Origin of the sequence: uncultured Pelagimonas sp., from assembly GCF_947498515.1 — a bacterium.
In the GTDB taxonomy this organism is placed as follows: Bacteria; Pseudomonadota; Alphaproteobacteria; order Rhodobacterales; family Rhodobacteraceae; genus Pelagimonas.
Map to the genome: position 1 here is coordinate 332,234 of NZ_CANMKO010000002.1, position 11,800 is coordinate 344,033.

Here is an 11,800-nt window from a genome sequence, read left to right on the forward strand (position 1 = left end):
ACGCCCCTCCTGATTTGGCATTCCTTAGGACGCTAGCGCAGGGGGGGCGGTGCCGCAACAGGCAGGCCGTTTATCAAGCCGCCTGTTTTTCCTGAAGCTGGCGCAGGGTTAGGCCATAGCCTCCCTGATCGACATAGCTTTGCTCGGCTGCGGTAAAGCGCCGGTCTAGCGCTTCGTTGCGATAGGGGAAGCGGCCAAATTGGCGGATGACTTCACGGTGCACTTGCGCGTGCAACAAGTTGCCCTCGCCCGCTTGTGGCATCCGCTCTTTCATCAGGCGCACACAACGATCCTGATCACAGAGGTTTTCCGAATGCATCAACGGCAGATAAAAGAACTGGCGCGCGGGTTCATCAATCTTAAGATCCCAACCGCGTTTGATCGCCTGTTTGGCGGCCGCAAGTGCTACCCGATCAGAGGCAAATGCTTTGCGGTTGCCACGGAACATGTTGCGGCTGAATTGATCCATCAAGAGGATGTAAGCCAAAGCCCCGCTTGGATAGGTCAACCACAGGGCATAGCGCCCGTCCATCGCCCCCTCCCAGGTGCTTTGAAACCGCTCACGGATCGTTTGATCCAGCGCGTCATTTTGGATGTACCAGTCTTTCGGCTCAACCTCATCAAGCCAAAACGACAGAATCTCCTCGGGGGATGACATAATTTTTCCTCCTGCTCCCACGCTACGCAACATTGTTGCCCCGCAAATATATTAACGCGCAATGAATCTTCAACCCAAGTCACGAATTCTGTCAGTTTCTAACACAACTTACGCGATTTCAGTCGCCAGCGGCCTCATCGTCCAACTCTTCCGCAACTTCGATGGCGTATTCCTGTGCCACCTCGACCGCGATGGGCGTCGCGGCAGGGGACAGAGCGGTATAAAGACCGGTGTCTTCGACGGAAATGGCGTCGCGTTGCGTCATTCGGAACAACGCGTAGCAAGACATCAAGGTGAGCAAAACGAGGATCAAGAGAAAGAACCCCGGAGGTCCGACCATCGCCATGGCCCAACCAATCACCAGTGGTCCAGCGATGGCCCCAAGCCCGTTCACAAATAGCAACCCCGCTGATGCGCTGGCCATGTCAGAGGAGTCCAAATGGTCGTTTGCGTGGGCAATCAATAATGAGTACAAAGGGTTAGCAGACCCGCCAATCGCAAATGCCGCCGCCAATAGAATGCCAAACGAACTTCCAAACATCATGGCAATCAAAGCCGCCACGGCCCCGATGGCGGCGCTAGCAAAGATCAACAACCTCCGGTCCATCCGGTCGGACATCCAGCCAATCGGATATTGCAGCACCAGCGCGCCAATATAGAAAGACGCGATAAAGAGCGAAATTTGCGCCAAGGACAGGCCCGCTTCGGCGGCGTAAACCGCGGCCATCCCGAATTGAGCGGCGAAGACGCCACCCAACAAGTACATGCCAACCACCCCAAGTGGCGAGTAGCCATAGAGTTCACGAAGCGTCATTGGCTTGGTCGATTCAAAAGCAGGTGTAGGTGAAATCGACAGCAAAATCGGCGCAAATGCCACACTAACGAGAACCGATGGGATCACGAACAGCAAGAAACCGCTTTCATCAGGCACCAACAAAAGCCCCTGCGCGGCGATAACCCCGGCCATTTGGACAATCATATAGGCCGAAAGCGTCTGACCACGGGTTTCATTGCTGGCACTGTCGTTCAGCCAGCTTTCCGCAGTCACATAGACACCGCAAAAGCAAAACCCGATGATTACCCGCCCCGCCGTCCAAGCAAAGGGATCGACAACGGCGGGAAACAAGATCAACACCGCCGAGACCAATGACCCAAGCGCCGCAAACACCCGCACATGGCCGACCCGGCGGATCATGCCCGGCGTCACGCGGCTGGCAATTAAGAAACCGGCGAAATACCCCGACATCACAATCGACATCATGCCGGTCGAAAACCCCGCCTCGGGTCCACGCACCCCAAGCAACGACCCTTGCAGGCCATTGCCCAGCATCAAGAGCAACATGCCCAACAACAAAGCCCAAGAATTCTTCAACACGTCCAGCATGGCACCCTCACCGGTTCGAAAACAGACCCCGACCGCTAGGGCGTTGATCCGGATTCGACTGTGCCACAAACGACATGTTTTGTGAAAATGTCGTCTTTGGGACAGGTCCCGCCTATTTGCGAGGCGGCGGGATCAAAAGTGAGGCGTCGCCATAACTGAAAAAGCGGTATTTCGCGGCGATGGCATGATCATAGATGTCGAGAATACGATCGTGCCCAACCAAGGCGGCGACCAGCATCATCAAAGTGGATTTCGGCAGGTGGAAATTGGTCATCAACGCGTCGGCGACGTGGAATTCAAAACCGGGATAGATGAAAATGTCGGTCACACCTTCATAAGCTTTGAGTTCGCCATCTTGTGCGGCGGTTTCGATCAATCGCAGAGCGGTTGTGCCCACCGGAATGACCCGCCCCCCGGCGGCTTTGGTCGCGGTGATCTCATCCACAACCGCCTGAGACACCTGCCCCCATTCGCCATGCATTTTGTGGGTGGTGATGTCATCAACCTTGACCGGAAGGAACGTCCCTGCCCCGACATGCAGCGTCACATGAGAAAATTCGACGCCTTTAGCCCGCAATAGTGCCAGCAACGCATCATCGAAATGCAGCGATGCCGTTGGCGCGGCTACGGCACCGGTGTTGCGGGCCCATACCGTTTGATAATCATCATGGTCTTGTGCATCGGCCGGGCGTTTTGCGGCGATATAGGGCGGCAAGGGCATCGCGCCCGCCACATTCAACGCGGCATCAAAATCGTCACCACTTAGGTTGAACCGTAAATGCCCCTGCCCGTCTTCCTTGCTTTCTAAACTCGCGGTCAACTCATCGGAAAAGCGAACCTCTTCGCCCTCTTTGATCTTTTTCAACGGCTTGACCAAAGCCGCCCATGTGCCGTCGGCGCGGGGTTCTAGAAGGGTCACTTCGATCTTGGCTTCGGTTTCGCCCTGTGCGCTTGTCCGGCGGCGAATACCGCTTAGCCGCGCCGGGATCACCCGCGTGTCATTTAGCACCAACCGGTCCCCCGGCCGTAGCCAGTTAACCAGATCGGTCACCACCTGATCGTGGATCGAGGCGCCATCCGCCACCAAAAGACGCGCCGAAGATCGCGGCCGGGCGGGCCGTGTGGCGATCAACTCTTCTGGAAGATCGAAATCAAAATCACTCAACTGCATAGCGCAACTCGCTGATATTATTGCGACACCTTGGGCGGTGGGCGGCGAAAGATATCCCGGAACATTCCGGGCGTTAAGACCGACAGCGGATTAACCGCCACGCGCGGATTGTCAACCGATCCGTTGAGATTGAAGTTGAAGCCAATCAGCCCTTCGCCCTTGCGCGCGATAATCCGACCGATGCCGTTGACGAAATAAATCGGGGATAACACGCCCTGCATATCCATGCGCCCCGATCCCAGATCGTAAAACCCATCCATCGAAATCCCCATCGACGGGCCAACCGCGCTGGCTTGTTTCAACACCACATTGTCGGGGGTTAGGCGGAAATCGGCTTCGACATTGGCAAAGAAAATCCCCGGTCCGTTGAGCTGATCCAGAAGGCCGACAATACTGATCGCGTCTAGCAAGGCTCCAATCGCCGGAGCATCGCGCAGGCGGGTTCCTTCGATGTCGAGCTTGCCGTCATAGCTTCCGGTGGTGCCTTTGACCGGGGCTAGGTCAAGTCGAAACGTGCCATCGGACACGGTTTTGAGATAGCCCGTGTCACGCAGGATATCTCCTGCATCCTCACCGGTGATCCGAAAGGCGCTGCGCCCATTTTGGGGAATAACCCGGCCTTGAATATCGGCGCGCTTGCCAAGACTGGCGTCAAACCGGCCCTCAAGCCCTTGGGACATATCAAAATTTCCGCGAAACTTTTGCATTGTGATGGTGTCTGTGACCCGCAATCGTTCAAGCGTAACTGCCATCGGCCCACCTTGGGATGCGGCGCCACCACCGCCGCCTCCGCTGCTGCCCCCCCCTCCAAACGTTGCCTGTCGCAAGTCAACTGATCCTGATGTGACTTCTATCGCGGGCACCTTGCCCGGACCGCGTGATTTCATCACCCCAGCCACATCTAGCCACGACCCAATCGTGAGCGAAGCAAGCGACATTTGCCGAAAGCCTCCTTCGGGGGTCAGAACAATGCTACCGGATGCATCAAGCCCACCCGCCTTTAAATCTAGCCGGTCTATCGTCATGGGCTTGGCAAAGGTTCCCGACACGTCAAATCGACCTGTTGCGTTTTGCGACAACCGCCACCCAAGCGGAGGAATGGCCAAACCGATGCCGCTTAGATTTGAGGATAGTGTAAACTCAGGCACTTGCCCTTTGACCAATGCCAATGAGAATTGGCCGGTTCCCGAGCCGTTGATCATACCATCCGGCAGGGCCACACCCAAAATTCCCATGGTTTTCGGAGAGATCGTCACATCGGCAACAACCTCCCCTGGCCCACCCGTTAGCGATTGCTGCCACCGACCTTTGGCAGGCACACCAGATAAGGATACCGGCCCCTCAAGTGAAACTTGATCGTTGGAAACCGACAAGTCCAACACATCGGCGGTTAAGGTATGTCCGGGCACCAATTTCGCGGTGCTGACATCGCGCACCTGTCCGCTCAGCGCCATTTTCACATCAGGAAGCTTGGTGCCTTTGACCAGTGGAAGTTCAACGCGCCCTTTGAACACCACCCGACCTGAGGCCAAATCCACCGGCCGATTGATTTTGCGCATGACCTGCCAGCGCTCATTGTCAAGAAGCGACAATCCTGCTTCGACACTGCTTTGCCCCGCCAACTTCAGCTGACCAGTTGCCGGTTTCTGCTTCATATCTGGAATGACAAATTCTGATCCGGCCAAATCAATGACGCCACCTTGTTTGGGGGTCATTTGCCCGGCTTCCAGCCGCAGGCTTAGGCGGTTGGCATACATCGTCATCCGCCCCACCCCCTGTTTGACCGGCGGCAAGGCGCGGTTCACGGTGACTTCGCCCTGCGCAAAGCGAAAATCCAAATAGGTTTCCGGCTTTTCGCCCGGCTCCGCCCGGAGCGCAAAGGTCGCGTCGCTTAGAACCCCGGCCCGAACATTGTCAGCGACCCATTTGCGCGGTTTCGGTTTGAAACTGGCTGGCCAAAAGGACAACACCTGATCCGGTTGGGTTTCTTCGGCGGTTGCATCCAATGAAACAGCCCAGCCATCGCTTCGCGCTATCAACTCGCCCCGCGCTTGCAGTGGGAAATTAGGGTCGGTAACCCGGATATTTCCCAAAGACACCTGAAACGGGTTCAACTGCATTTTAAACGCCGTTTCCGCGCCCGAAACATCCAAGGCCCGCTCAAAGAGAGTCCCCTTGGCAAGTTTGATATCAGACAAACGGAACTGGCCAATCAACGCTTTGGGCCAGCCAAGGTCCAAACCCTGAAGCTGGGCCGTGCCCTCGGCAGCGATGTGCCCAAGCGATGACGACACCGAAATTTCATCAAAAGACAAAAGGGCAGTTTCCGGATCATAGGTAAAATACGTCCGCGCGCCGTCAAAAGGCACCGCTTTGGTCGCCCGGTTTGGTTGCAAAACCCCTTTGCCGATCTGCAAAGTCGCGTTCAATAGGCCCAACGACCCGTCTTGACGCATTCGGGATCTTAAGGCTCCCGAAATCGGCGCATCAAGCTCTTCTAGCCATGCAAGTGCCGGGCTTTGTGTGGCAATGTCGCGCGATCCGAGATCGTCAAAGGACACGCCGAAGTTAAGCGATGTATCGCCAATCTCGCTATCTGCGTTAAGCGAAATGGTTGCCACACCATCGCCGCCGCCCAAAAGCGCAACGTCACCGGACAGTTGCAATTCACCGTCCTTGCGCGACAGTCGGATACGCCCGCCATCGGCCGTCCAACCCTTGCGGGCCCGCTTGTCTTCAAAGCGTAGCGTCAGGGCGTCAGCCTCAAACAGGTTAAGCTCAACCAAACGTGGATCCAACATGGCCTGATCAATCTGGCGTAAAATCTCGGTCACATCTGGCATATCGGTGTTTTCGGCAAAAGCATCGCCAAGCGCCAAACCAAGCCGTCCTTGTTCGTCGCGCTGCAAGGTCACAAAAGCACCGGATACCTGCGCCTCTTTCAACACCAGCTGACCGCGCAACAAGGCGGCGGGTGACAAGCCAGCTTCGATATCAGAGAGCGCTGCGATCTGGCCGCCCTGTTTATTCTGGATCGACACATCCCAAAGGATCACCCGCGCCAAGCCGCTGCGCTGAACGAGCAAACTCATTTTGCCAAAATCGATATCAATGCCGGGCACCGTTTCGGCAATGCGCTCTTCGATCTTGTCGCGCAACCACGGCGGTGCATCGACCGGGCGGCCAACCATCAAAACCGCGCCGACACCCGCCGCGATCAACACGACGAACAGGGCCAGCATCGCGATCAGCCCGCCTTTGCGACGACGGCTGCGCGGCGTTTTCTGGATTTCGGTGTCGCTCAACTCATGCCTACTTGCTGCCCGGTCCCACAGGACTATTCTTGTTAACGAACTGGTCCTAGCGCCAGCATAAAGCATTCACCAACAGGAGACACGTATGTCTGACACAGTTTTGACGCCCGCCCCGGAATTTTCGCTGCCATCAAGCACTGGGGAAGATGTGTCATCGGCCGATCTGCGCGGAAACCCGGCTGTTTTGTTCTTTTATCCGCGTGACAACACGCCGGGATGCACAACAGAAAACCTTGATTTTACAGCGCTCTATCCAGAGTATCAGGCATTGAATTGCTCGGTTTTTGGCATCTCCAAGGACAGTATGGAAAGCCACGAAAAGTTTATCAGCAAAAAGGCGCTGGCCGTGCCCCTTTTGTCCGATGAGCACAGCACAGCCTGTGAGGATTTTGGCGTTTGGGTCGAAAAGAAAATGTACGGCAAGGTGTTCATGGGCATTCAACGCGCCACATTTCTAATTGATGGCGATGGCCAGATCGTCCGGGAATGGCGCAAGGTCAAAGTCAAAGAGCACGCCGCAGAGGTTTTGCAGGCCGTCAAAGACCTAACCGCTGGGTAGCTGAGCACACTTGGCAAATGTCCCACGCCATGGCAGACCGCGTAAATGGCTAAAATGACCCTTTCCGAGATGGCGGTGGACGTATTGACCACCGCCGATGGTTTTGAAAAAACCGCGAAATCCCGCGACTACGCGGCACAATGGTTTGCGGCGCGCGACGCCGGGACGCCATTGGAGGTTGGCCGGGCCGATCCGCCCCTGCGCCCGTCCCGCCCGGCTAAGCCCGAGCTTTTGGACCCACGCGACGTTCCCAAACGCAAACCCGGAAGCCCACAGGGCCGCATCGCTTTGTTGCATGCAGTTGCCCATATTGAGCTGAACGCAGTGGATTTGCACTGGGACATCATTCCGCGCTTTGCGGATACGGAGATGCCGCTTGGGTTTTATGACGATTGGGTCAAATCCGCTGACGAAGAATCCAAGCATTTCAATCTGATCTGCGATTGTCTTAAAGAACTGGATAGCTTTTATGGCGCGCTTCCAGCACACGCAGGCATGTGGCGCGCCGCCGAGGATACCAAGGACGATTTCATGGGCCGTTTGGCCGTGGTCCCAATGGTGCTCGAGGCCCGTGGCCTTGATGTCACCCCCGGCATGATCGAGATTTTCCGCCGCGCCAAGGCCGATAATGCGGTGAAATCCCTTGAGATTATTTACGGCGAAGAGGTTGGCCATGTTGCCTATGGCAGCAAATGGTTCCACTTTCTCTGCGGTCGCCACAACCATGACCCGAAAGACACCTTTCACACTCTTGTTCGGAAATATTTCCACGGGGCCTTGAAACCTCCGTTTAACGAGGAAAAGCGCGCCGATGCTGGCATTCCGCCGGATTTCTATTGGCCTCTTGCGGATCAACAGCCGCCAAGAACCCGTTGAATCGGCGGATTTTTGCCATTTAGGCCACAGGTCGCTCATGTCTCCGAATCACTCGCCTAAAATTCTTGCGGAATGCGTAACGCCCCGCTAAGGCTTTTGCGGTGGCGACGGAGGGGGACAACCGCGCGCTACATTGGGACGGGTGACATAAGGACAGTCGCGTGAGAACACGTCTGGCAATAAAGACACATGCGCTTCTTGAGCGCTTTTTTCCAGAGCGCCGGTTATTCCTGCGTTCGGATAATGATACACGCTTTATCCGGTTGAAATCCGGCACACAGGCGGTTGCGTTTCTAGGCGCGGCTGGGGTTGTGTCTTGGACGATTATCGCCACAGCAATCTTGCTGATGGATTCAATCGGGTCCGGCAATTTCCGCGAACAAGCACGTCGCGAACAAATCACCTATCAACAACGTTTGAACGCCCTGTCGTCCGAACGAGATACACGCGCCTCCGAGGCCGTGGCCGCGCAGAACCGGTTTAACGCCGCGTTGCGCCAGATTTCGGTGATGCAGTCCGAACTGCTGGATAGCGAAACCCGCCGTCGCGAATTGGAAACCGGGATTGACGTGATCCAGGAAACCCTCCGCAACACTATGAAAGAGCGTGAACTGGTTGGTGACCGCCTCGCCGCTCTTGAAGAACAGATCGAAGGTGGCGAAACCGTCGCTTCCGCATCGGTTGGCTCTGATAGCACCCTCAACATTTTGTCCGATGCGTTGGCCGCAACCGCCGCCGAACGCGATCAGGTTGTTGCCGATGCCCAAGACGCCTTGATCCGGGCCGCAGAGATGCAGGCCGAGATCGAGTCGATGGAAGACAAAAACGACCGCATCTTCCGCCAGCTCGAAGAAGCGATGACCGTTTCGGTCAAACCGCTCGACAAAATGTTCAAAGCCGCAGGCATGAACCCCGACACCATCCTGCGCCAAGTCCGCAAAGGTTATTCCGGTCAAGGTGGCCCGCTCACCCCGCTGAGCTTTACCACCCGCGGCTCTGAGCCGACCGAAGACACCAACCGCGCCAATTCCATTTTGGGTCAGATGGACCGTCTGAACCTTTACCGTATCGCCGCCGAAAAGGCCCCCTTTGCCAGCCCACTCAAGGATAAGTTCCGCTTTACCTCGGGCTTTGGCTATCGCTGGGGTCGCTTGCACGCCGGAACCGACTTTGCCGCGCCACATGGCACGCCGATCTATTCAACCGCTGATGGTGTGGTCATTCACGCCGGTTGGTCGTCGGGTTATGGCCGTCTGGTCAAGATCCAGCACGAGTTCGGCATCGAAACCCGTTACGCACATATGTCAAAAATTCGTGTTAAGGTAGGCCAAAGGGTCTCGCGCGGGCAGCGTGTTGGTGATATGGGGAATACTGGACGGTCGACCGGGACCCATTTGCACTACGAAGTCCGCGTCGGCGGCAAACCCGTCAACCCGATGATCTATATCAAGGCTGCAAACGATGTTTTCTAAAAGCAAAATCAATGAACCGGGCCAAAAACCCGAAGATGCACCCGCCGCGGCCAAGCCCGCCACACCGGATGCACCGCGCCCACCGGCAGGCGATTTCAAACCCTCTGCCCCCAAGGCCAAACCACCGGCCTCAACCCTGAGCCCAGACCTGCACATCACCGGCAACATCAAGACAACCGGTGACATTCAAGTCGAAGGCACAGTGGAAGGTGATATTCGCGCCCACCTGCTCACCATTGGCGAAAGCGCCACCATCAAAGGCGAAGTGATTGCCGATGATGTGGTCATCAATGGTCGTATCGTTGGTCGTGTTCGTGGTCTCAAGGTCCGCCTGACCGCCACCGCGCGTGTCGAAGGGGATATCATCCACAAGACAATCGCAATCGAATCCGGTGCCCATTTCGAAGGCTCGGTTCAACGTCAGGACGATCCGCTAAACGGCGGCAAAGCCCGCGCAGCAGCGGCAGCAGCGGCCAAGGCCCCTGTCGAAGGCTAAGCCTTTTCTACGATCTCAAATTCAAACGGGCACCCGAGCAATCGCGGTGCCCGTTTCACATTTAAACCGAACAAATCGCTTTCCTTTTTGGGCAACGCACTCCGCGCACGCGCCCGCTCCGTCAGAAGAGCGCATGCTCCTGCTTTAGCGCCCCCTCGACCTCGCCGAGCTTGGTTGCGACGTTCGCGCCTTTGCCCATCTCTCCGCGCAATGCCAATAACATCTGACGGTGATCCGCTTTGTAAGCTACCGTTGCCCGCGTGTGGGCCGCAGACTTGCGAAGAAACTCACGCCAGTTCTTTTCGTTCATGACATAGGGTCTGCTAAAGGTCCCGTCGCCGTAGCCGTTTCGGTACACTTGCTTGCCAAGCAACACCGCCTGAAACGTATGGTGGGTAAACAGGAATTGCGTCGGCAGATCCAATGGGCTGGGCAACCGGTGTTTCCAAAGCTCAAGGTTTTCCGCCAATCTATCCGGTAGCTTTAATTCCCTGCGCGCATCGATCCAATATGGGTCATCCGTCCGATTGCCGAGACGGTAGTGCAAACAGATGAAATCGCGCACTTCGTTGTACATCGCGTCGACGGTTCGATTATAGCGATCGCGCGTTGCGTCATCAGCGTCTTGCGATGGAAAGTACAGCAGCAGCCAGCGCAGCCCCATATCAATCATATGGATCGCAGTGCTTTCCAAAGGCTCTATGAACCCACCAGAAAGACCAAGAGACAGGCAATTCTTTACCCACGCCCGGCGCGTCCGGCCCACCCGCATAGGAATAACGCGCGGCTCCGCTCCTTTTGGGGCTGTGTCACCGAGATGGCGCATAAACTCGTCTCGCGCTGCGTCATCGCTGCGATGGGCACTTGAAAACACATAGCCCGTCCCGATCCGATTAAACAATGGAACGGACCAACTCCACCCCGCTCCTAGGGCTGTTGAACTGGTTGCCGCTGGCAAACGCAACGGATCCGGGTGTGGAATTTGCAACGCCAAGGCCCGATCATTGGCCAAATAGTCGCTGTAACTTTCAAAGGGTTCGCCCAATGCTTTTTGCGAAATCAGCCCCTGGAACCCGGTGCAATCAATGACAAATTCCACCTCATGACGACCATGCTCTTGCAACTGTAGCGCCGCCACGTAACCACGATCATCCAGCTCAACATCTTGGACATCATCCAAAATGTGTTCAACGCCACGGTCATTGCCGATTTCGGCTAACATCCCGGCAAATTTACCCGCGTCGAGATGATAGGCATATCCGACACGCGGCATGGGATCATCTTTACCGCCAAAGGACAGCGGACATTTCCCCGCCTGCAACAAATCCATTAAAGGTGAAAAGCTTTGAATAAAATCGCGTTTGCCCGCCCCAAACGCATGGAAAAAGTAACCTGCCTCCATACGGTCGATCATTGGCGGGGTGATGAACGGATTCATATAGCTGATGAAATCGCCGCGATGATCGACGTTCCAGTTCCGAAACATCACCCCCATTTTGATAGAGGCATTGCAGCGCTTGAAAAAATCGCGGTCCTCGATCCCAAGTTCACGCAGCGTGGCAGGCATATTTGGCACGGTTGCCTCACCGACACCAACGGTGGGGACATTGGGGCTTTCGATCAGCGTGACTTTGATTTTCTTGGCAATTTTGGTTCGCAAAAACACCGCCGCCAACCAGCCCGCGGTGCCGCCCCCAACGATCGTGATAGATGTGATTGGTTTGGCCATGTCGTCCCCCTCCTACATGCTTACCTAAGGTAAACCAACTTTAGGGTTTTGGGGAGGAATTCACTGTGCGGCACCAATTGCCGCAACGCTTCTTTGTTCACATCCGGCGCAATATCCCGTAGAACGACGCCTTCCTTAGCA

At 56.1% G+C, this 11,800-nt stretch carries 9 protein-coding genes; 4 read left to right on the forward strand and 5 right to left on the reverse strand.

Translation table 11 applies throughout. The features are described from left to right. Nucleotides 1-73 precede the first annotated feature (73 nt). From Q1A43_RS05070 to Q1A43_RS05085, 4 genes are all read right to left on the reverse strand, one after another. Nucleotides 74-658: a DUF924 family protein gene (locus tag Q1A43_RS05070; protein WP_299933172.1), complete on the reverse strand. Its 585-nt coding sequence runs from the start codon at nt 656-658 to the stop codon at nt 74-76. Between the two features lie 118 nt (nt 659-776). Then, on the reverse strand, nt 777-2,042 hold the full coding sequence (locus Q1A43_RS05075; RefSeq protein WP_299924909.1) for an MFS transporter: 1,266 nt from the start codon (nt 2,040-2,042) through the stop codon (nt 777-779). A gap of 112 nt (nt 2,043-2,154) precedes the next feature. Then, nucleotides 2,155-3,213 carry a tRNA preQ1(34) S-adenosylmethionine ribosyltransferase-isomerase QueA gene (gene queA / locus Q1A43_RS05080; protein ID WP_299933173.1) on the reverse strand — a complete coding sequence of 353 codons (1,059 nt, stop codon included), beginning with the start codon at nt 3,211-3,213 and terminating at the stop codon, nt 2,155-2,157. A gap of 17 nt (nt 3,214-3,230) precedes the next feature. Then, nucleotides 3,231-6,518: an AsmA-like C-terminal region-containing protein gene (locus Q1A43_RS05085; RefSeq protein ID WP_299933175.1), complete on the reverse strand. Its 3,288-nt coding sequence runs from the start codon at nt 6,516-6,518 to the stop codon at nt 3,231-3,233. A gap of 94 nt (nt 6,519-6,612) precedes the next feature. On the opposite strand from Q1A43_RS05085, the gene Q1A43_RS05090 reads away from it, so the two are divergent. From Q1A43_RS05090 to Q1A43_RS05105, 4 genes are all read left to right on the forward strand, one after another. Then, nucleotides 6,613-7,086 carry a peroxiredoxin gene (locus Q1A43_RS05090; RefSeq protein ID WP_299933177.1) on the forward strand — a complete coding sequence of 158 codons (474 nt, stop codon included), beginning with the start codon at nt 6,613-6,615 and terminating at the stop codon, nt 7,084-7,086. A 45-nt stretch (nt 7,087-7,131) separates the two neighbouring features. Beyond that, on the forward strand, nt 7,132-7,962 hold the full coding sequence (locus Q1A43_RS05095) for a ferritin-like domain-containing protein (protein ID WP_299924923.1): 831 nt from the start codon (nt 7,132-7,134) through the stop codon (nt 7,960-7,962). 161 nt (nt 7,963-8,123) lie between these two features. After that, nucleotides 8,124-9,434 carry a M23 family metallopeptidase gene (locus Q1A43_RS05100; RefSeq protein WP_299924926.1) on the forward strand — a complete coding sequence of 437 codons (1,311 nt, stop codon included), beginning with the start codon at nt 8,124-8,126 and terminating at the stop codon, nt 9,432-9,434. Then, nucleotides 9,424-9,930 (forward strand): polymer-forming cytoskeletal protein, encoded by a 507-nt coding sequence (locus tag Q1A43_RS05105; protein WP_299924929.1) that lies wholly within the window; start codon nt 9,424-9,426, stop codon nt 9,928-9,930. The genes Q1A43_RS05100 and Q1A43_RS05105 overlap by 11 nt, the downstream gene beginning before the upstream one ends. A gap of 121 nt (nt 9,931-10,051) precedes the next feature. On the opposite strand, the gene Q1A43_RS05110 is transcribed toward Q1A43_RS05105, so the two are convergent. Further along, the gene (locus Q1A43_RS05110) at nt 10,052-11,659 is read right to left on the reverse strand and encodes a tryptophan halogenase family protein (RefSeq protein ID WP_299933179.1); all 1,608 of its coding nucleotides are present in this window, start codon (nt 11,657-11,659) and stop codon (nt 10,052-10,054) included. Between the last annotated feature and the right edge of the window lie 141 nt (nt 11,660-11,800).

Excerpts from the sequence above, each read along its gene's own strand:
- Q1A43_RS05105 (WP_299924929.1), top strand. The coding sequence starts at position 9,424 with ATGTTTTCTAAAAGCAAAATCAATGAACCGGGCCAAAAACCCGAAGAT.
- Q1A43_RS05075 (WP_299924909.1), bottom strand. The coding sequence starts at position 2,042 with ATGCTGGACGTGTTGAAGAATTCTTGGGCTTTGTTGTTGGGCATGTTG.
- Q1A43_RS05095 (WP_299924923.1), top strand. The coding sequence starts at position 7,132 with ATGGCTAAAATGACCCTTTCCGAGATGGCGGTGGACGTATTGACCACC.
- Q1A43_RS05110 (WP_299933179.1), bottom strand. The coding sequence starts at position 11,659 with ATGGCCAAACCAATCACATCTATCACGATCGTTGGGGGCGGCACCGCG.
- queA (WP_299933173.1), bottom strand. The coding sequence starts at position 3,213 with ATGCAGTTGAGTGATTTTGATTTCGATCTTCCAGAAGAGTTGATCGCC.
- Q1A43_RS05070 (WP_299933172.1), bottom strand. The coding sequence starts at position 658 with ATGTCATCCCCCGAGGAGATTCTGTCGTTTTGGCTTGATGAGGTTGAG.
- Q1A43_RS05090 (WP_299933177.1), top strand. The coding sequence starts at position 6,613 with ATGTCTGACACAGTTTTGACGCCCGCCCCGGAATTTTCGCTGCCATCA.